The organism is Nonomuraea sp. NPDC049141, assembly GCF_040648415.1.
Taxonomy (GTDB): Bacteria; Actinomycetota; Actinomycetes; order Streptosporangiales; family Streptosporangiaceae; genus Nonomuraea.
The window spans coordinates 182,912-202,272 of the sequence record NZ_JBEZDR010000026.1 but is presented as its reverse complement, the minus strand read 5'-3'; the positions used below and the strand labels follow the sequence as shown (position 1 = coordinate 202,272).

Here is a 19,361-nt window from a genome sequence, read left to right as displayed (position 1 = left end):
TCACCTGGTGGCCATCGCCACCTCCCGCGCGTTCTCCTCCTCGGTGACGGGGATGCGGCGCACGGTGAAGCGCAGGAGCAGCGGCGCCATGAGCGAGGTCGCCACCGCTACCAGGATCACGATCGTGTACATCGCCGGGCTGAGGACGCCCAGCCGCAGGCCGGTCATCGCGATGACCACCTCGATCACGCCACGCGCGTTGAGCCCGGCCCCGAGGGCGAGCGACTCCCAGTGACCGAGCCGGGCCAACCGGGCGGCGCCGTACACTCCGGCGAACTTGCCGATCACGGCGACCGCCAGAACGGCGAGCGCGGCGAGCAGCACGCCGGGGTCGGCCAGCGCGGTGAGGTCCATCCGCAGGCCCGCGGTGGCGAAGAAGATCGGGGCCAGCACCGCGACGACGAACGTACGCAGCGGCGCCAGTCTCTTCCGATCCACCCAGCCCGACGAGCCGATCAGGACGCCGCCGAACATCGCGCCGACGATCGGCTCCAGACCGGCCGCCTGGGCCGCCGCACTGAACAGGACGATGACGGCCACCGCGGCCGCCAGCATCACCCCGGGCTCGGCCACGCGGGCTGACAGCCGCAGCACGCCGTTCACCAGCAGCCGCCCCACGGTGGCCGCGGTCAGCGCGGCCAGCAGCAACATCGCGGTCGACCGCGCGACCGTGGCCGGGTCCACGCCGCCGGTGGCCATCGCGGCCACCACTGACAGCAGGAGCCACCCGACGAAGTCGTCCACGGCGGCCGCGCTGATGATCAGCTGGCCGACATTGCGATGCAGTAGCCGCAGCTCCAGCAGCGTCTTGGCGATGACGGGGATGGCGCTGACGCACATCGCGACCCCGAGGAACCAGGCGAAGACCGTACGTCCGCCGGGAGCGCCGTCGGCCAGCAGTACGGCCGGCAGCAGGAACCCGGTCGCCACGCCGAGACCGAGCGGCACCAGCAGGCCACCGGCGCTCACCCAGGCCGCGGCGACGCCCTTGCGCCGGATCAGGCCCACGTCCATGCTCATTCCCGCCAGACCGACCAGCAGCAGCACGCCGATCTGACCCACGCCGTCTACCAGGTGCAGTTGCTCGGGCGAGGCGGGGAACACCCAGGCCGCCATCCCCGGCGCCACCTGCGCCAGGATCGACGGGCCGAGCAGCACGCCGGCGCACAGCTCGCCGGCCACGGCGGGCATGGACAGGCGGGTGGCCAGCCGCCCCAGCAGCAGGGCCGTGCCGAGCAGCAGGCCGATCTGCAGCAGGAACAGCAGCGACTGGTGGGCGGTGATCGGCGGGACGGGCCCGAGGGCGAGGATCATCCGACGGCCCTCAAGCTCTCGGCCAGGCCGTCAGCGCCGTGGTCAGTCTTTCCAGCCCGGTCACGAGCTCATCGGTGGAGCCGCCGAACCCCAGCCGGATGTGCCCGGGACCGCCGAAGCACGAGCCGGGGATCACCAGGACGCCGTGCCGCTGGAACAGCTCCTCGCAGAAGTCCCCGGTGTCCGCCATCCCCAGCAACCGGGGGAAAACCGACACACCGCCGTCCGGCAGCGTGAGCGAGACCAGCTCCGGTACGGAGGCGGCCCAGTCCCGGACGATCTCCCGGTTGACGCTCGCCTGCTTCAGCCGCGGCTCCACGAACGCGTCGGCGTGGCGCAGGACGCCCAGCGCCAGCAGCTCGACCAGCGGCGAGACGTGCAGGGTGGTGTAGTCCTTGATCCGCATGCAGTCCCTGAGCACCTCCGCCGGTCCCAAGGCCCAGCCGAACCGGAGCCCGGGCAGGCCGAACGCCTTGGAGAAGGTGCCGAATCCGATGCCCCGCTCGTACCGGGTGGAGATGTCGGGGAGGGGGGCCCGGTCGTAGGTGAGCTCGGCGAAGGCCGCGTCCCACAGCACGTACGCGCCCACCTCCCGGGCGCGTTCGACGAGGACGCGCATGTCGTCGTCGGTGACCGTGACGCCCGTGGGGTTCTGCGGGAAGTTCACCACGATCGCCCTGGTGCGCTCGTTGACCAGCCCGGCGAGGTCGTCCAGCGGCGGCCGGAAGCCCTGCGAGGCCTCCAGCCGCCACTCGCGCGCCGTACAGCCGAGCGCGGCGACGTAGTCGACGAGCAGGTGATAGCCGGGAGCGACCACGATCACCTCGTCGCCGGGCCGCAGTAGCGACATCATGACCAGCGAGATGGCCTCGCCCGACCCGCAGCTGGTCATCACCTTGTCCGGGTCGCCGTCGCCCCAGCGGCGGGCTATCTCGGCCCGGACCGCGGGCGTGCCGAGCGAGTAGCCGTCGTCGAGGACCAGCGCGTCGATCTCGTCGTGCCCCGTCCCGGTGATGGCGCGCACCTCGCCCATCGAGTACGAGTGCACGCCGCTGGAGCTGATGTCGATCTCGGCGGTGAAGTAGTAGTCACGCAGCCAGTCTTCGAGCGGCGCGGAGGGCAGTCTCATGGCTCAGTCCGTTCGTTTCAGGAATCCGAGGATCGCCTCGTTGACCTCGTCCGGCTGCTCCAGGCAGCCGAAGTGACCCGCGTCCTGGATCTCGACGTAGTCGCAGTCAGGGATCGCGGACGCCACCTCCGCGCACAGGTGCGGCGGGGTGACCACGTCGTCGGAGAACGCGATGACCCGGCAGGGCGCGGCCACGGCGCGCAGCGCCGCGCGCCGGTCGTCGGAGTTCTCGGCCCACAGCTGCCCCTGCGCCGCTTGCTTGCCGGAGGAGTGCTGGAAGGCGTCCAGCCAGAGCGAGACGACGGCGTCATCGTTCAGGCTGGCGGGCGAGAGCATCTGGGCGGCCGTCATGGCCGCCTCGTACTCGCCGGGCAGCTCCACGCCGCTGCCGGCCAGCGCCCGGTAGGCCCGCCGGTACGCGGCGCGCATGGTGTCCGAGCGTGCCGTGGTCGCGATGAACACCGCGCACCTGACCAGCTCGGGGTGGTGGATCGCCAGCTCCTGGGCGATCTGGCCGCCCAGCGAGAAACCGACGATGCGGCACGGGGCCGCACCAAGGGCCTCGATGAGGCCCTTGGTGTCGGCCACCATGTCAGCCATCGAATACTTCCCCGGCGGCACGTCGGATGGCGGGACGCCGCGGTTGTCGAAGGTGACGGCCTGGTATCCGGCTCGGGTGAGGGCCGGGGTCTGGTGCATCGTCCAGACCCGGCCCGCGGCGGCGGAACCCATGATCAGCAGTACGCGTTCCCCTTGGCCCCACCTGTCATAGGTGAGCCGGATGCCATTGGTGAAGACGTAGGGCACGCTATTTCCCGTCGAGCAATATACGCAGGCTCTTCGGGCGCATGTCGGTCCAGTTCTCCTCGATGTAGGCGTCGCACTCCTCCTTGGGAGCGAGCACGCCGGTCTCGTTCCAGCCGCCGGGGACCGGCAGGTCACCGGGCCACAGCGAGTACTGCTCCTCGTGGTTGATCAACACCTTGAAGCGGGCCTCGGGGTTCTCGAAGTCGAAGGTGGTGGTACGCATGGTCGTCTCCTTCACGGGGTTGACGGGTTTACCAACGCCACTCGTGCTGGTTGAGCAGGTGGCCGGCTCGGATGTCGCGCTCCTTGCACCACGACATGAACTGTTCGATCTGCTGGAGCTGGTAGGAGTCGTCGTTGTAGCTGGTGGCCATGACGTGGCCGAGCCAGCTCTCCTCCCCCATCGCGTAGATGTAGACCTCTTTCGCGCCCAGCTCGTTGACGATCGCGCCGGCCTGGGCCGCGTCGGAGCCCGACAGCTTGCGCGAGTCACTCATCCGCTTCGTCACCGGCTTGGTGAGCAGCGCCTGGTAGAGCCAGGTCAGCGGGGCGCCGTCGCACTCCATGCCGAGGAAGGCCAGGTCCGCGGTGCCGAGGTGGCTGGAGATGTAGCGGTAGAGGGTGGGGTCGACGCCCGAGGAGTCGGCGCCGACGAAGACGGACTTGCCGCCCAGCTCGATCCAGTACGTGGACTTGCTGCGGATGTCGAGGTCGGCGTGCTCGCCCAGGAACGGGGTCGAGACGACCCTGCCGCCGGGGAATGGGATCTCGTCGAACTCGTCCACCTCCAGCACCGGCAGGCCCAGATGCTCCAGGTAGAGGCCGAGCGAGGGGTCGCAGAGGTTGCCGCGCGAGGATCGTGGCACCACGACCGTGCCGACCCGACCCCGCAGCTGCATGAGCGTCTCCAGGACGATGTGGTCCTGGTGGCCATGCGTGATCAGCACGAGATCGATGTGGTCGGGCAGGTCACGGTAGGTGTAGCGGTCCGTCGCGTTGGTGTCGGCGCTGATGAACGGATCGGTGAGCACCGTGGCCTCGGACGTCTGGAGCGCCAGGCAGGCGTGCCCGAAGTAGCGGATCCGGCCGCCTTCCTCGATGTGCCGGTCAGGAGCCTGGCTGTAGTCGCTGGTCAGCAACGTGGCGAGCTGGGCGGCCTGGGCGTCGTCGAGTTCCAGGGCCTCCCGCAGGCTGCTCAGGCTGCGGGGCCGCAGCCGGGTGGAGAAGAGCTCCTCCAGCCCCTGATGGCGGAAGGGGATGCGCAGGTCGAGCACGTCCGGGCCGGGCAGCCGCGGCGTGCTCAGGATGAACGGCCGCTCGACGCCCGGCTCGATCGACAGCTGGACGGACTGCCGGTCCTCGATGTACGCCTTGCTCTTGTAGACCAGCGGCTCCAGGAAGTGCAGGGACGCCTGGTTGCTGGTGTCATAGGCGATCTCCACCAGGCCGGCCAGCTCCGCGGGCAACTTGGCGTAGAGGGGGGTCAGGTCGAACCCGGTCGCCCCTTGCCGCACGATGTCCTCGCCCTTCGCGATCGCCTCGGCGAAGGCGAACATGTCGGCGCTGTCCTTCTTGATGGTGTTGAGCAGGTCGCGGACCTCGTCCGCGCGCTCCTCGGGGATCCCGACGAAGTAGCCACCGCGTAACTCCGGGTTGGCGGTGGCCGCCACGTGCACGGGCGGCGACTGCAGGTAGGACTCCAGCAACGGGGCCTGCAGGAAGGCCAGATTCATCGACGCCTGAACCGGGGCCACCGTGTGCAGCCAGGCGTAGAAGCGGTCCACCAGCGGCTCGATGATGACATTGGGGCGGAGATACTGTGGCTCGTCGGCCATGAATGCTCCCTTTGAGGTTGCGCGTACTTTCGGTGTCATGAGCCGCGCCAGACTGGCTCACGTTTTTCGTTGAACGCTCGGGGGCCCTCCTGCGCGTCGTCGCTGTGCATGCGGCGGGTCTCCCACGTGTAGGGGGTGGTGAAGGCCTGCTCGATCGGCATGTCGAGCGAGCGGTGCACGGCCTCCTTGATCGCGCGTACGGAGAGCGGCGCGGCCCGGACCAGGTCGTCGGTCCACCCGGCGACGCACGCGTCCAGCTCGGCCGCGGGGACGACGTCGTTGACCAGCCCGAGGTGCAGCGCCCGGTCGGCGGTGAGGCGGCGGCCGGTGAGCAGGTGGCCCATGGCGGTCTTGAGCGGCAGTTGCCTGGCGAGCCGGAACGCGCCGCCCGCGCCGGGCACCAGCCCCAGCCGCACCTCCGGCAGCGCGAAGACCGCCTGGGTGGAGGCGACGACGATGTCGCAGGCCAGCGCCAACTCGAACCCGCCGCCCAGCGCGTAGCCGTGCACGCGGGCGATGACCGGCTTGGACATGCCGAACCGCTCGGTCAGCCGGGGCCAGCCCGGCTGCCCCCGGCTGCCGAATGTGGTCGGCGGCGCGCCGGCCGCGCTCAGCCGGGCGCGCTCACGCAGGTCCTGCCCGACGGAGAAGGCCCGGTCCCCGGCGCCGGTCAGCACCGCGACCCGCACGTCGTCGTCGGCCTCGACGTCGTCCCAGACCTCGGCCAGCTCCTCGTGCATGCGCAGGTCCATCGCGTTCAGCACGGCGGGCCGGTCCAGCGTGACCCTGGCCACGTGGTCCTTCTTCTCATACGCCACCCGGGTGCTCACGGCACCCGCGCCCGGGTCTTCCGCTCGGCCTGGAACCGGCCGATCTTGCTGATCACGTCGTCGCTGTACAGGCGCTCGGCCTGGTACAGCGCGAACTCGGCCAGGTAGTGGCGGAAGGCGTCCGGCGGCTCCTCCGCCAGGTTCAGCATGTGCCGGTTCGGCACGACGGCCGGCCCGCTGAGCCGGTCCACCGCGCCGGCGATCACGGCGTCGAGGTCGCCGGGCTCGGCCACCTCGTCGATGAGGAACGCGGCGGCGGGTTCGGTCGCCCATACCCGCCGTCCGTGCAGGATGACCTGGCGGGCCAGGCGCGGCCCCATCGCCCGCGACAGCCGCAGATTGGCCGCGCCCGGGATGATGCCCTCCTGCGCGGCGGGCAGGCTCACGTAGGCGTCGGACGCGGCGATGACCTGGTCGAACACGAGCAGCAGCTGGGCTCCGCCGCCGATGGCGAACCCGTCCACCACGGCCACCCAGGGCTTTTCGTGGCCGGCCGTGCCCCGCACCAGCTTGTTGATGTAGCCGAGCTCCCTGCGCAGCAGGAAGTCCACCAGCGAGATGTCGCCCGCGTGCAGCTTCTTGAGGTTGATGCCGGCGCTGAACACCCGCCGGCCTCGGTAGCGGGGGTGGTTCATCTCGCCGCCCCGCAGCACCCCGACGCGTACGGCGGGGTCCAGCAGCGCCAGGTCGACGGCGGTCTCCATGTCGTCGACCTGGCCGTCGTCCTCGGCGTTCAGGCAGTCCGCGCCGGTCATGGTCAGGTACGCGGCGCCGTCACGGCGTTCCACCCGCACCGAGCCGAGCTCCACCAGGCCGGTGCCGGTGAACTCGGGGAGGAGCCGCAGCGCGCGCTCCGTCGGCCGAAGCATCGCCTCCATCAGGTGTGCCCCGGCGACAGGCGAGCGCAGGACGGCACGCAGGAAGAGGCCCTGGTCGATCTCGTGCCCCTCCTTCTCCGCCTGCGGGCGGGCCCGCTCCGCGATCAGCTGCTCCGGCGTGGGCACCAGCCCAGGGAAGGCGGCCGCCGCGGCCTCGACCAGCTCGGCCAGGCGCGGCCACGCGGTGCGATCCGCGGTGAGCTCGGCGTATACCGCCTCCACGTGCGTCTCCAGGAACGCGGCACGCTCCCGCCGGGCGGCCGCCTTGGCCTCCGCCGCCGCGCCGCGCTGCTCGCCGGAGCGCTCGCCCGGGTCGGGAAGCGCTGCCAGCGCGGCCGCGGCCCGGGCCGCCGCCGCGGCCAGCGCCGTCCGGGCCGCCGGCAACGGCGCCCGCATGCTGTCCGCCGACGGCGGCTGCGTACTGTCCGCCGGCAGCGGTGCCCGCATGGTGCCCGCAGTCATGGCGCCACCTCGGCGGCGGCCCGGCGCAGCACGCGGTCGCAGGCCGCCAGGTGGGTGCCGAGCGCGTCCTCGAAGCTCATCGTCTCCGCGTTGAGCAGGAGCTGGCGGCGGATGGCCAGCTCCTGGCCGGACACCACGTCCGCCAGCTCGGCCGTACGAGCCCGCGCCGCGTCCGGGTCGGCCACGATCTCGTCGATGAGGTGCAGCGACAGTGCCTCGGCCGTGGTGATGGGCATCCCGAACAGCACGCTCCGGCGCGCTCCGGCCGCTCCCGCCTGCTGCGCCATCCGGAAGGTCCCCATGCCCGGCCAGGCCGCCCCCGCCTGGAGCGGCATCAGAAAGCGGGTGTGCGGGGTGGCGATGCGGTAGTCGGTGGCCAGCAGCGCCTCGAAGGCCCGGCCGCCGCAGTCGCCCGAAGCGAGTGCGACGGTGGGCGCCGCCAGGCGTTCCAGCCGGCGCAGCGCCTGCTCCCACTTGTTCACCAGCGCGACCGTCAGTCCTTCCGCGCGGGGGTGCGCGGGGGTCCCGGAGACGTGGACGACGACGGGCCGCCCGCCCTCGTGGTCGTCGGCCCTGTCACAGAGCTCTCTCAGCTTGCCGATCGACTCCGGGGACACCGGCAGGGCGCCGTCGATCCTGATGGAGAGCGCGTCGCCGGTCACCACTGGACCAGCGCCGTCTCGATGGTGGAGCCGGGGCCCATGGTCATCAGGACGCCGTAGTCGCCTGTTTCCGCCACTCTCTCCTCCTGCAGCCTTTCGTAAGAGAACAGGAAGGACGCGCTGGACACGTTTCCGTAGTCACGCAGTACTCCCGTGGTGTGCCGTACGTCGTACCGCGTCAGTCCGAGATTGACGGTCACCGCGTCGATGACCTTCTTGCCGCCGGAGTGCACGAGCCAGTGCCGGACGTCGCTGCGTCGCAGGCCGGCGGCGCGGAGCAGCCGGTCGACGACTTCCTCCGCGTTCATGCCGACCACGTAGGGGATGTCCGGGTCCAGGAAGAAGCTGAACTTGCCCGCGTTCTCGTCCCACTCGTAACGCATGGCGTCCAGCGCTTCGGTGATGATGCGGCTGGCGAAGCCGAGGATCCGCGGGCCGGGCACGGTGTTCTCCGAGGGCTCGGAGCGCAGCGCGACCGCCGCGGCGCCGTCGCCGAACAGGCTGTTGACCACCGCCGTGCGCATGGTCGAGTCGAAGACGTACGCCGCCGAGCACGCCTCCGCGCAGAGCACGATGGCCAGCTCGTCCGGGTGGGCCATCGACCAGCCGGTCGCCACGTTGAGCGCGTTGAGCCCGGCGTTGCACCCCATGCCCACGATGTCGGAGCGGCTGCAGTGCTGGTCCAGGCCGAGCTCGTTGATGAGCAGCGCGCTCAGGCCGGGCGTCAGGAAACCGGTCGAGGTCACGCAGCACAGATGCCGTACGTCGGAGATGTCGGCGCCGATGTTCTTCAGGCACGCCTGCAGGGCGCGGGCCCCCATGGCGACGGCCATGGTCTTGTGCTTGCTCAGCAGTTCGCCCTGCGACTCCTGCACCCGGCGGCCGTCGGCGCCGAGCGGAGGCAGGGTGAGGTGACGCCGCTGGATCGCGCTGTTGAGGAAGAGCGAGCGGATCCGGGGATCCGTGATCGCGAAGGCGTCGAGCACCTCTTCCTGCGAGTAGGCATCGGGGGACACCGCGGTGCCGACGCCGGCGATACGGGCCTGAGGCATGGTGAGGACGGTGGTCATCGGTAGGTCCACCCCCACATGCGGGTCTTACTCCGCGGGGTGCTCTGCCATTCTGCTAATTCAAGTACCAATGGGGCTCACCTTTTCCCGAATCGCTTTCGGTGGCATCGGACTTTCAGGCACGAGAGGGTATTTATTTCCGTGCGGTTAATACGTTCCACGACCGGCTTCCCCAGGCCGAGGACGGGCTCTCATCAGGAGGTTTGACTTATCGTCAAACTGTTCTGTCCGTTGACGTGAATTGTCGGACAGAACTAGGATCGGCAATTGCGTCAGCATTGATCATGATGGGGGACAGGCATGAGCTTCTCTATTCTGGGATCTCTCGACGTCAAGCACCCTGGGGGCAGGATTCACATCACAGCGCCAAAACAGAAGATTGTTCTTTCCGCGTTACTCCTTGAAGCCGACAACGAAGTGTCAAGCGAGAGTTTGATCGATCACGTGTGGGACGGCCGGCCGCCGACAGCGGCGCAGACCACACTGCAGTCGTACGTGTATCGCCTCCGGCAGCTCCTCAGTCCGCTGCCCCAGGTCAACCTGCGGAACAGCACCTCGGGTTATACGATCGAGCTCGGCTCCTGCGTTCTCGACCTCCGCTTGTTCCACGACCGGATGGCCGAGGCGGGCGAGCACGCCAGGCAGGGCGACAAGACCGGCTCGGTGACGGCTCTCCGTAACGGCCTGTCCATCTGGCGGGGCAGCGCCCTGGCCGGGGTGCCGGGTGAGTTGCTGCGGCGGGAGGCCGCCCTGCTGGAGAACGAACGCATCGCGGCCTATGAGGAGCTCGCCAGCCTCGAACTCGAGCTCGGCAACCACCGGCGGATGATCCCCGACCTCCACAAGATCGTCACCGAGTACCCGTTCCACGAGGTCTTCACCGCGCAGCTCATGCTCGCCCTGTACCGCTCCGGCCGCCAGGCCGAGGCCCTGCAGGACTACGAGATCATCCGGCGAAAGCTCCGCGACGACCTCGGCATCGAGCCGGGGGCCGAGCTCAGGCACCTCCAGATGGCGATCCTCGAACGAGCTCCCGCCATGGAGGTCACCCTGATCCCGTGCACCCAGTGAGTGCCGGGTGAGCGCAGCGTTGATGTCCGTACCTCGTGAGTTCCGGGCGAGCGCAGCGTTCATGTCCGTACCTCCCAACCGTCCGCGTTGAGCCGCTGGGCGAGCAGGTTCGCCGACGCCTGAGTGACCAGCAGTCGGACCCTCCCGCTCGGCTCGTCCAGCGTGTGCTCGATGCGTACGTCCTCGATGTTGACCTCGACGTCTCCCGCCGAGGCCAGCACCCTGGCCAGCGCGCCGGGCTCGTCGGAGATGACGACGTCGACCTCCGCGTAGCTGGGCTCCGGGCCGTGGTGCTTGTGGGGAATCCGGGCGTGACCCCGCGTACCGCGCCGCAGGACCGACTCCAGCTCGACCGCCCCCCGGCGCCGATCCACCGGATCGGCGCCGGACAACCCGCGCAGCGCGGTGATGGTTCGCGCCAGATCACCCGCGTACAGTTGCAGCACGTCCGCCACCGCGTCCGCGTTGGCGTCGAGGATGTCGGCCCAGAGCTCCGGGTCGCCGCCGGCGATCCGAGTGACGTCCCTGAGCCCCTGGCCACAGATCCGCACCGCGTCCTCGGTGACGTCCTCCAGCAGACCGGCCATCAGCGCCGCCACGACATGGGGCGCGTGCGAGGCCAGCGCCACCGCCCGGTCGTGGTCGGCCATCCCCATCACTACGGGCACTCCCCCGCAGAGCGAGACCAGCTCCAGCGCCGTGTTGAGCACGTCCTGCTCGGTGTCCGCGGACGGCGTGAGGATCCAGTACCGCCGTTCGAACAGATCGACCCGGCCGGCCAGCGGCCCGGACCGTTCCCCGCCCGCCATCGGATGCCCGCCCACGTATCTGGCCAGGTCGCCGCCGGCGCCGGTGATCTCGCGCTGCGGGCGCGCCTTGACGCTCGCCACGTCGGTGTACGCGCGGGCGAGCCCTTGCCGCTGCCATCTGGCCAGCTCCCGCCCCATGTGCGCCGGGGGCATGGCCAGCACCGCCAGGTCCACGGGCCCGGCCGGCGGGCTCAGCGTGCCGGCACCGAGCGAGGCGGCTGTTCTTGCCGCCTGCTCGTCGGCGTCGCTCAGATGCACGGCCACCCCGCGACGACTCAGGGCCAGCGCCACCGAGGTCCCGATCAGCCCGGTGCCCACCACCGCCGCCGTCCTCACGAGGCCTCACTCGCCGAGGCGATGAACGCGGCCAGCCGCTCGATGCCCGACTCGATCTCGTCGTGGGTCAGGTAGCTGGTCGACAGCCGGATGCCCCGCTCGCCGCCGCCCTGGGGATAGAAGTAGCTCATCGGCGTCCAGATGACCCCGAAGTCCTGCGCGGACCTGGCCAGCGCCGCGTTGTCGACGCGGAAGGGCACCTTCACCGTCAGGAAGAATCCCCCGCTCGGCCGGTTCCAGCCGACCCCGAGCCTGGCCCGGCGAGCGGGCGGCAGGATCCGGTCCAGGCAGCGCAGCGTGGTCCGCAACGTGTCGTCGTAGTACTTCGCCGTCTCGTTGTTGAGGTCGGAGATCCGGCCCGCCGACTCCAGCAGCGCACCCGCGACGGCGGCCTGGCCCAGCGGCGAGGTGTTCACCGTCACCATGCTCTTGACCTTGGCCAGCTCGTCCGCCAGGAACCCGGAGCGGCCCGCGGCGTCCACGACCGTCTGGTCCGCCACGGCGAACCCGACCCTGGCCCCGGGAAAGACGGTCTTGGAGTACGACCCCAGGTGCACCACCCGGCGCCCCCGGTCGAGCGACTTCAGGGTCGGCAGCCGGATTGCCTGGCTCACCAGCCGGTACGGGCTGTCCTCCAGGATCAGCAGATCATGGCGGGCGGCCAGGTCGAGCAGCTCGTGCCGGGTCCGCAGCGGCATGGTCACGCCTGAAGGGTTCGAGTGGTCCGGCGTCACGTAGATCGCCCGCGGCCGGTGCCCGGCGGCCAGCTCCACCGCGACCGCCGCCTCGACGTCGGCACACGACAGGCCGCCCTCGTGCTCGTTCACGCCGACCGGCTCGATGCCGAGCAGCCGGGCCGCGCCGGTGATCCCCACGTAGGACGGGCTGGAGACCAGCAGGACGTCCTCGGGCCGGGAGAACAGCACGCGCAACGTCAGGAACATGGCCTCCTGGCAGCCGACCGTCACCACGATCGACTCGGCCGGCACGTCGATGCCCTCATCCGCGCGCAGGGAACCGGCGATCAGCTCGCGGATCCGTCCGGCGGTCGGGCCGTACTGGAACAGCGCTTCGCGGATGCGGGCCGGCGACTCGCCCTGCTGGGCCAGGTGATCGAGGTAGCGGCGGACGTAGGAGAAGATCTGCTCGACGTCGAAGAGCCCGTCGTACGGTCGGCCCGGCGCGAACGAGATGGCCTCCGGATAGCGGAGGGTGATCTCGTTGAGGAAGTTCATCGTGTCCATGACCGGGTCCGACACGCTGGGGTGCAGGTCCTCCCTCCGGAGGTCCGTCCCACCTCCGGACAAGGCGAGCGAGGACGCGCCGGCGGGCGTCCCCGAATTCATTGTCTCGTCCCGCATAACGTCCGTCCGTTCAGCGCGGAATATCGGTCACGAATTTTTCGCTGGATGCCTTTTTTCTGGCGGTCGTGTTTCAGCATGGTCACACGCGCCGACGGCTCCGGACAAGAGCCGGAGCCCGGGCGTCAGCGGGCCTCCACTGAAACACCATTGGCGCTTCGGAGGCGGGTCATTAACCCGCTACCGGCCACCGTTTCAGCTCCCAGCACCTGTTCAGAGCCCTGGCTCGATCCGCCGCCATCGCCGGCATTCCGCATCTTGCGCCCCGACGGCGCATTATCTATCGTCGCTATCGAACCGGTCGAAGTCCGCTCCCTGAATTGTCTGATATCCATTGTTGACGGCCGGGTGAGAGCTGGATTAGGTTCCCGTTCCGGGATTTTGAACGCCCTGAACGGTCATGCCCGTCCCGCAATGAAAGGGCCTGTCACGATGGATAATCGGATCAGGAATGTCGTGATCCTCGGAGGAGGCACGGCGGGCTGGATGACCGCGTCCTACCTGGGCAAGGCGCTGGGTGGCGACGTGACCGTCACGGTGCTGGAGGCGCCGTCCATCCCCCGCATCGGCGTGGGTGAGGCGACCGTGCCGAACCTGCAGCGCGTGCTCTTCGACTTCCTCGGCGTGCCCGAGGAGGAGTGGATGCGCGAGTGCAACGCCAGTTACAAGATGGGCATCAAGTTCGTCAACTGGCGCACCGGCGGCCGGGGCTCGGCTCAGCCGCGCGCCTTCGACGGCGGCAGCGACCACTTCTACCACCTGTTCGGGCTGCTGCCCAACCATCAGCAGCTGCCGCTGTCGCAGTACTGGGCGGCCAAGAAGCTGGCCGGCGAGACCGACGAGCCGTTCGCGTACGCGTGTTACCGCGAGCCCCCGGTCCTCGACGCCATGCTGGCCCCGCGCACCCTCGACGGCGAGCAGTGGACGAACTACGCCTGGCACTTCGACGCCAACCTGGTGGCCGCCTATCTGCGCGGCTTCGCGGTGAAGAAGCAGGGCGTGCAGCACGTCGAGGACGAGATGACCGACGTGCTCCTCGACGAGCGCGGTTACATCACCGGCCTCCGGACCAAGGGAGGGCTCACCCTCGAAGGGGACCTGTTCGTCGACTGCTCGGGATTCCGCGGCCTGCTGATCAACCAGGCGATGCGCGAGCCGTTCCTCGACATGAGCGATTTCCTGCTCAACGACCGCGCCGTGGCCACCCAGGTGCCCAACGACGACGAAGAGCTGGGCGTGGAGCCCTTCACCTCGTCGATCGCGATGTCGTCCGGGTGGACGTGGAAGATCCCGATGCTCGGCAGGTTCGGCAGCGGCTACGTCTACTCCAGCCGCTTCGCCGGCCAGGACGAGGCGACCCAGGAGTTCTGCGACCTCTGGAACCTCGACCCCGAGAAGGTGCCGCTCAACCACGTACGCTTCCGCGTCGGCCGCAACCGCCGCGCCTGGGTACGCAACTGCGTGAGCATCGGTCTGTCGTCGTGCTTCCTGGAGCCGCTGGAGTCGACCGGCATCTACTTCATCACGGCCGCCATCTACCAGCTCGCCAAGCACTTCCCCGACAAGAACTTCGACCCGGTGCTGCTCGACCGGTTCAACCGCGAGATCGAGATCATGTTCGACGACTCGCGGGACTTCATCCAGGCCCACTTCTCCTTCTCGCCGCGCGACGACACGCCGTTCTGGAAGGCGAACAAGCAGCTCGCGCTGTCGCCGGACATCACCGAGAAGATCGCGATGTACCGGGCGGGACTCGCGGTCAACATGCCGGTGACCGACGAGAACACCTACTACAGCAACTTCGAGGCGGAGTTCCGGAACTTCTGGAACAACAGCAACTACTACTGCATCTTCGCCGGCCTCGGCTTCGACCCCGACCGCGCGCCATCGGTGCTCGCCCACCGTCCCGACATGCTGGCCAGCGCGGAGCCGATCTTCGCCGGGATCAAGGAACGGCAGCGGGAGCTGCTGGAGTCCCTGCCCACCACGTACGACTACCTGCGCCGGTTGCACGGGAAGTGACATGAAGACGACGTTGCTCGACGCCGACCGCGGGTTCCCGCTCCGTGTCGAACCCGACACCCCCACCGACCTGGCCGAGTTCGTGGCCGGGCATCGGGCCTGGCTCGGTGACCGGCTCGCCGAGCACGGTGCCGTGCTTCTGCGCGGCTTCGACGCCGCCTCTCCGGAGGTGTTCGCCGCGGCGGTGGCGGCGACGGAGAGCCGTCTCCTGAACTACGTGCACGGGAACTCCCCGCGGGAGAAGGTGTCCGGCGCCAACGTCTACACCTCGACCGAATACCCGGCCGAGCTGGACATCTCCCTGCACAACGAGCTGTCCTACGCCGGCCGGTGGCCGAGCCTGCTGTTCTTCCACTGCGTGGTGGCGCCGGAGAGCGGCGGGCAGACCCCGATCGCCGACAGCCGGGAGATCCTGCGCCGCATACCGGCCGAGGTGCGTCGGCGCTTCACCGACAAGGGGCTGCTGTACCAGCAGCGGCTCCACAGCGGCTCCGGTCTGGGCAGGTCGTGGCAGAGCACGTACGAGACCGAGGACCGCGCGGTCGTCGAGGATCATCTGCGAGCCTTCGAGGTGGACTTCTCCTGGACCGCCCGGGGCGCCCTGCACACCCGCCAGGTCCGGCCCGCCACGGTGGTCCATCCCGAGCTGGGCCAGGAGGTGTGGTTCAACCAGGCCGACCAGTGGCACTGGTCGGGCGCGGGTCCCGGGCTGGGTGAAGAGCTGCTCAGCCTGGTCGGGGAGGACGAGCTGCCCAGCTCGTGCCACTACGGCGACGGGTCCGCGCTCCAGGTCGAGGACCTGGACGACATCCGGCGGGCGGGCTGGGAGAGCGCGGTGAGCTTCGACTGGGTGCCCGGGGACCTGCTGATCCTCGACAACGTCCGGCTGGCCCACAGCCGCACCGCGTACAAGGGGTCGCGCCGCATCCTGCTGGCCATGACCTGACCGTTTCCGTTCGACGGCTGGAAACGCGCATGGGCCGCGTCGACCACCACCAGCTCACTACCGGGCTAGTTCTCGCGCGGCTCCCAAGCGGTTCAAGGGGCCCGCTCAAATCGAGCTTGCCGTGGACCGGCACGCCGGAGACGCCCTCCAGCAGGTGAGCCCGCTCCACCAGATCGCCGTCGGTCGGCGGAAACAATCGTTGGCCCAGTAGTGCGTGACCAGCCGCACGAACTCCCCGTCACATGATCAGTGGCGGGGTGTTTTGCTGGTGGAGCCTAGGAGATTCGAACTCCTGACTTCCTGCTTGCAAAGACGCATGCCGATCTTGCTCGGCCTGCGAAGACGCAGCTCCGCGCCCTGATCGCGTTCCCCGTGACTCCCCGCTGTTCCCCCTCATTTCCCGTCCCATCGGGCACGCGACGGGCACGCCGTCTTTAACGGACCTCTTCCTTATCAGGACCATCCCGGCCGCGATCAGAGGTCTGCAACCCCGTCTTGAGCGGCGCTGCAAGGGCGTGGACGTGAGTGGTCGTGTGCCTCTGTTGCAGTACTGGTTGCAGTACGCGACCGCTGAGAGCCCCCTACTGCCCGAAGGAGAATCGGAGCTGAGCATTCACTCCATGCGGTTGCCCGTGTGCACTCATGAGCGTGTATTAGGCCAGGTTGATGTAGCGATTGATGTATTGGGCGTCACAGAACCTATGCCTGTCATCCGCCCCCGTCCCGTAGGGCACTGTCGCGAGGCCGTCCTTGACGGGCCACGAGGACATGCCATGAGCGATATTCTCCCTGCATGGGACGTGATGAACGTGGTGTGACTCCCCAGAATGAGGACTTCTCGGCCTGGTACAACGAGCTGGTTGCCAAGGCGCAGCTCGTTGACAGGGGACCAGCCAAGGGCACCATGGTCATCCGACCGTACGGTTACCGCCTGTGGGAACTCATCCAGGCGGAACTTGATCGCCGGATCAAGGACACCGGTCATGAGAATGCTTACTTCCCTCTGCTGATCCCAGAGAGCTACCTCCGGCGAGAGGCCGATCACGTCGAGGGGTTCTCGCCTGAGCTCGCCGTTGTCACTCACGCTGGCGGTAAGGAGCTTGAAGAGCCGCTCGTCGTTCGGCCCACCTCAGAGACGATCATCGGTGAGATGATGGCCAAGTGGGTCTCATCCCATCGCGACCTTCCGCTCCTGCTGAATCAGTGGGCCAACGTCGTGCGCTGGGAATTGCGGCCCCGCATGTTCCTGCGCACGACGGAATTCCTCTGGCAAGAGGGTCACACAGCACACGCCGACGAGGCGGACGCGATGCGTGAGACGATGCTGGCGCTCGATCTCTACACAGAGGTTGCGCGGGACATCGCGGCGATCCCGGTAGTGCCTGGCGAGAAGACAGCTGGGGAGCGATTCGCCGGCGCCGTCCGTACCTTCACCATCGAGGGCATGATGAGGGACGGAAAGGCGCTCCAAGCTGGAACCTCCCACTACATGGGCACGAATTTCGCCAAGGCCTTCGACATTCAGTACACCTCCGAAGCTGGTCGTCTCGAACTGTGTCACACCACCTCGTGGGGCATGTCGACGAGAATGATCGGCGGGGTCATCATGACCCACGGCGATGACAAGGGCTTGGTTCTCCCGCCCCGACTTGCCCCCTATCAAGTGGTAATCGTGCCGATTGGACGTGGCGATCAGGGCGCGCAGACCTCGGCGGCGGCGCTGGAGCTTGCGGGGCGACTTAAAGCGGCCGGTATTCGTACCCATGTCGATGATCGCGCACAGCTTTCGCCTGGGTTCCGGTTCAATGAATGGGAGCTGCGCGGCGCTCCTATCCGGCTGGAACTCGGTCCGCGTGATCTTGAGTCTGGCACTGTGGTGATGGCCAAGAGGCTCGGCGATGAGGGCAAGCAAAGCATCTCGCTGTCTTCCGCGCCGGAGCTCATTCCTGGCGTACTGGAGGATTTCCAAGCCTTCCTTCTGCAGCGGGCCACCGAATACCGCGACAGTCACACCATGAGAGTGGACACCTGGGACTCCTTCGCGAAGGCCGTAGCGTCGGGATGGGCGTTGGTGTTGCACTGCGGCAGTCCCGCGTGTGAGGACGACATCAAGGCCAAGGTCGCAGCAACTCCGCGCTGTATTCCGCTCGACGGTATTCCAGAAACCGGATGGTGCGTGCATTGCGGTGAAGCATCTGCGTATGGCAAGCGTGTCATCTTTGGGCGGGCTTACTGATCACGGCTGCCACGATGCTCCGTGAGCCGGGGCTGAGGAACGAAGTCCCGGATCGGCGATCGCCCCCGACCCCGTACGCTGGCTGGCCACAGCCAGGCGATCGTAGTGCTGCATTTGGGCGGCGGCGCGTCCCTGGTCGGCGGGTGAGGCTTGGTGCGGCGGGCGCTGTGTACGGCGGGCGGCCCGCATTCCCGCCGCCGTTCGGGACCGGCGCCCACGCCGCACGCCCGGACGGCGGGCGGGCGGCGGCGCGGAGCGCCGTCGCCTTGATCCCTATGAGAACAATTCGGCAGTGATCGGCGTATGGCCGGTGTCCTGTCTCGCTTGATGGTTGACACTCTGGCCTCGCTTGATGCTTGACACCTTGATCGTCTTCTGTGCCTGCTCGTGGCGTTATCGACGCTTCGGGGGAGGCTCAGGTGGCATTGGTGGAGTGGAGCGTCGTGGAGCAGCGCTATCACGCGGTGATCGAGGTGTTGTCGGGGGCGAAGGTCACCGACGTGGCCGGCCGGTATGGGATCTCGCGGCAGTCGGTGCATGCCTGGGTGCGCCGGTATCGGGACGGCGGCCTGGCCGCGCTGGCTGACCGGTCGCATGCGCCGAAGGCGCACCCGATGCAGACCCCGGCCGCTGTCGAGGCGTTGATCTGTGAGCTGCGGCGCGCTCATCCGCGGTGGGGACCGCGAACCCTGTTGTGGGAGCTGGGGCGGCGCGGGGTGGAGCCGTTGCCGTCCCGGGCGAGCATCTACCGGGTACTGGTGCGCAACAGCCTGATCGAGGCGGTGGCGCGGCGGCGTAAGCGCGAGGATTACCGGCGCTGGGAGCGGCCCGAGCCGATGCAGTTGTGGCAGATGGACATCATGGGCGGGCTGCTGCTGGCCGACGGCAGCGAGGCCAAGCTGATCACCGGTGTGGACGATCATTCCCGGTTCTGCGTGATCGCCTCGGTGGTGGCGCGGTCGACCGGGCGGATGGTGTGCGCCGCGTTCGCCGCGGCGATGCGCGCCTATGGGGTGCCGCTGGAGGTGCTGACCGACAACGGCAAGCAGTTCACCGGCCGGTTCGGCGGACCGAAGGCGGGCGAGGTGCTGTTCGAGCGGGTCTGCCGGGAGAACGGCATCAAGCTGCGTCACACCCCGCCGCGCACTCCGACCACCACCGGGAAGATCGAACGCTTCCATCAGAGCGTGCGCCGCGAACTGCTGGCCGAGGCGCTGCCGTTCGCCTCGCTCGAGGCCGCTCAAAGTGAGGTGGACGCGTTCGCCAAGCATTACAACACCGCCCGCCCGCACCAGGCGCTGGACATGGCCTTCCCCGCCGACCGCTTCTTCACCGAGCGCGGCGACGGCCAGCGCCGGGCCGAGCAGGAACTACCGCTGCACCTGCCGGCCAGCCTGACCACGATGCCCGCTCCCGCTCCTGAAGCCGCTCCTGCGGCCTGCCCTACTCCGATGCCCGCCGATTCCCCGGCCCCTGCCGCCGCCCATCAGTCCGCCCAGCCCGGACGGCCCGGACGGCCCGGACGGCCCGGACGGCCCGGACGGCCCGGACGGCCCGGACGGCCCGGACGGCCCGGACGGCCCGGACGGCCCG

16 protein-coding genes and 1 tRNA gene are annotated in these 19,361 nt (G+C 68.9%); 5 read left to right on the top strand and 12 right to left on the bottom strand.

Annotation, left to right across the window (positions count from 1 at the left end):
• Genes AB0B91_RS52405 through dpgA form a run of 9 tightly spaced genes read right to left on the bottom strand, consistent with a single transcriptional unit; the run spans nucleotide 1 to nucleotide 8,987 of the window.
• Nucleotides 1-1,314: a cation:proton antiporter gene (locus tag AB0B91_RS52405; RefSeq protein ID WP_358338320.1), complete on the bottom strand. Its 1,314-nt coding sequence runs from the start codon at nucleotides 1,312-1,314 to the stop codon at nucleotides 1-3.
• 10 nt (nucleotides 1,315-1,324) lie between these two features.
• A complete protein-coding gene (gene vioD, locus AB0B91_RS52400; RefSeq protein WP_358338317.1) occupies nucleotides 1,325-2,443 on the bottom strand; it encodes a capreomycidine synthase in 1,119 nt (372 codons plus the stop codon).
• A 3-nt stretch (nucleotides 2,444-2,446) separates the two neighbouring features.
• Entirely contained in the window at nucleotides 2,447-3,250 is an 804-nt protein-coding gene (locus tag AB0B91_RS52395; protein WP_358338314.1) for an alpha/beta fold hydrolase, read from the bottom strand.
• 1 nt (nucleotide 3,251) lies between these two features.
• Nucleotides 3,252-3,473 carry an MbtH family NRPS accessory protein gene (locus AB0B91_RS52390; RefSeq protein WP_358338311.1) on the bottom strand — a complete coding sequence of 74 codons (222 nt, stop codon included), beginning with the start codon at nucleotides 3,471-3,473 and terminating at the stop codon, nucleotides 3,252-3,254.
• Nucleotides 3,474-3,501: 28 nt separating this feature from the next.
• Entirely contained in the window at nucleotides 3,502-5,085 is a 1,584-nt protein-coding gene (locus tag AB0B91_RS52385; protein ID WP_358338308.1) for an MBL fold metallo-hydrolase, read from the bottom strand.
• 35 nt (nucleotides 5,086-5,120) lie between these two features.
• Entirely contained in the window at nucleotides 5,121-5,915 is a 795-nt protein-coding gene (gene dpgD, locus AB0B91_RS52380; protein ID WP_358338306.1) for an enoyl-CoA-hydratase DpgD, read from the bottom strand.
• Nucleotides 5,912-7,255, bottom strand: coding sequence for a (3,5-dihydroxyphenyl)acetyl-CoA 1,2-dioxygenase DpgC (dpgC, locus tag AB0B91_RS52375; protein WP_358338303.1), 1,344 nt, complete (start codon nucleotides 7,253-7,255; stop codon nucleotides 5,912-5,914). The genes dpgD and dpgC overlap by 4 nt, the downstream gene beginning before the upstream one ends.
• Nucleotides 7,252-7,917, bottom strand: coding sequence for an enoyl-CoA-hydratase DpgB (gene dpgB / locus AB0B91_RS52370; RefSeq protein ID WP_358338300.1), 666 nt, complete (start codon nucleotides 7,915-7,917; stop codon nucleotides 7,252-7,254). The genes dpgC and dpgB overlap by 4 nt, the downstream gene beginning before the upstream one ends.
• Nucleotides 7,914-8,987: a 3,5-dihydroxyphenylacetyl-CoA synthase DpgA gene (gene dpgA, locus AB0B91_RS52365; protein WP_358338297.1), complete on the bottom strand. Its 1,074-nt coding sequence runs from the start codon at nucleotides 8,985-8,987 to the stop codon at nucleotides 7,914-7,916. Before dpgA ends, dpgB begins: the two co-directional genes overlap by 4 nt.
• A 300-nt stretch (nucleotides 8,988-9,287) precedes the next feature.
• Between dpgA and AB0B91_RS52360 the strand changes: the two genes are divergently transcribed.
• The gene (locus tag AB0B91_RS52360; protein WP_358338294.1) at nucleotides 9,288-10,058 is read left to right on the top strand and encodes an AfsR/SARP family transcriptional regulator; all 771 of its coding nucleotides are present in this window, start codon (nucleotides 9,288-9,290) and stop codon (nucleotides 10,056-10,058) included.
• Nucleotides 10,059-10,117: 59 nt separating this feature from the next.
• On the opposite strand, the gene AB0B91_RS52355 is transcribed toward AB0B91_RS52360, so the two are convergent.
• Complete coding sequence (locus AB0B91_RS52355) at nucleotides 10,118-11,203, bottom strand: prephenate dehydrogenase (RefSeq protein ID WP_358338291.1); 1,086 nt, start codon at nucleotides 11,201-11,203, stop codon at nucleotides 10,118-10,120.
• Nucleotides 11,200-12,549, bottom strand: a complete 1,350-nt coding sequence (locus tag AB0B91_RS52350; RefSeq protein ID WP_358338288.1) for a PLP-dependent aminotransferase family protein — start codon at nucleotides 12,547-12,549, stop codon at nucleotides 11,200-11,202. Before AB0B91_RS52350 ends, AB0B91_RS52355 begins: the two co-directional genes overlap by 4 nt.
• Before the next feature lie 471 nt (nucleotides 12,550-13,020).
• On the opposite strand from AB0B91_RS52350, the gene AB0B91_RS52345 reads away from it, so the two are divergent.
• Both AB0B91_RS52345 and AB0B91_RS52340 read left to right on the top strand, forming a co-directional pair.
• Nucleotides 13,021-14,586, top strand: coding sequence for a tryptophan halogenase family protein (locus AB0B91_RS52345; protein ID WP_358338285.1), 1,566 nt, complete (start codon nucleotides 13,021-13,023; stop codon nucleotides 14,584-14,586).
• A gap of 1 nt (nucleotide 14,587) precedes the next feature.
• The gene (locus tag AB0B91_RS52340; protein WP_358338282.1) at nucleotides 14,588-15,532 is read left to right on the top strand and encodes a TauD/TfdA family dioxygenase; all 945 of its coding nucleotides are present in this window, start codon (nucleotides 14,588-14,590) and stop codon (nucleotides 15,530-15,532) included.
• A 266-nt stretch (nucleotides 15,533-15,798) separates the two neighbouring features.
• Here the strand turns inward: AB0B91_RS52340 and AB0B91_RS52335 are convergent.
• A tRNA-OTHER gene (locus AB0B91_RS52335) sits at nucleotides 15,799-15,884 on the bottom strand.
• 441 nt (nucleotides 15,885-16,325) lie between these two features.
• On the opposite strand from AB0B91_RS52335, the gene proS reads away from it, so the two are divergent.
• Both proS and AB0B91_RS52325 read left to right on the top strand, forming a co-directional pair.
• Nucleotides 16,326-17,768 carry a proline--tRNA ligase gene (gene proS / locus AB0B91_RS52330; protein WP_358338279.1) on the top strand — a complete coding sequence of 481 codons (1,443 nt, stop codon included), beginning with the start codon at nucleotides 16,326-16,328 and terminating at the stop codon, nucleotides 17,766-17,768.
• Nucleotides 17,769-18,196: 428 nt separating this feature from the next.
• Nucleotides 18,197-19,361, top strand: a 1,165-nt coding sequence (locus AB0B91_RS52325; protein WP_358338356.1) for an IS481 family transposase, incomplete at its 3' end; no start/stop codon positions are given.

Bases quoted from the DNA above. Each gene is read 5' to 3' on its own strand.
- AB0B91_RS52390 (WP_358338311.1), bottom strand. From the start codon at position 3,473: ATGCGTACCACCACCTTCGACTTCGAGAACCCCGAGGCCCGCTTCAAG.
- AB0B91_RS52385 (WP_358338308.1), bottom strand. From the start codon at position 5,085: ATGGCCGACGAGCCACAGTATCTCCGCCCCAATGTCATCATCGAGCCG.
- AB0B91_RS52340 (WP_358338282.1), top strand. From the start codon at position 14,588: ATGAAGACGACGTTGCTCGACGCCGACCGCGGGTTCCCGCTCCGTGTC.
- AB0B91_RS52360 (WP_358338294.1), top strand. From the start codon at position 9,288: ATGAGCTTCTCTATTCTGGGATCTCTCGACGTCAAGCACCCTGGGGGC.
- AB0B91_RS52405 (WP_358338320.1), bottom strand. From the start codon at position 1,314: ATGATCCTCGCCCTCGGGCCCGTCCCGCCGATCACCGCCCACCAGTCG.
- dpgA (WP_358338297.1), bottom strand. From the start codon at position 8,987: ATGACCACCGTCCTCACCATGCCTCAGGCCCGTATCGCCGGCGTCGGC.
- AB0B91_RS52350 (WP_358338288.1), bottom strand. From the start codon at position 12,549: ATGAATTCGGGGACGCCCGCCGGCGCGTCCTCGCTCGCCTTGTCCGGA.
- proS (WP_358338279.1), top strand. From the start codon at position 16,326: ATGGGACGTGATGAACGTGGTGTGACTCCCCAGAATGAGGACTTCTCG.
- vioD (WP_358338317.1), bottom strand. From the start codon at position 2,443: ATGAGACTGCCCTCCGCGCCGCTCGAAGACTGGCTGCGTGACTACTAC.
- dpgC (WP_358338303.1), bottom strand. From the start codon at position 7,255: ATGACTGCGGGCACCATGCGGGCACCGCTGCCGGCGGACAGTACGCAG.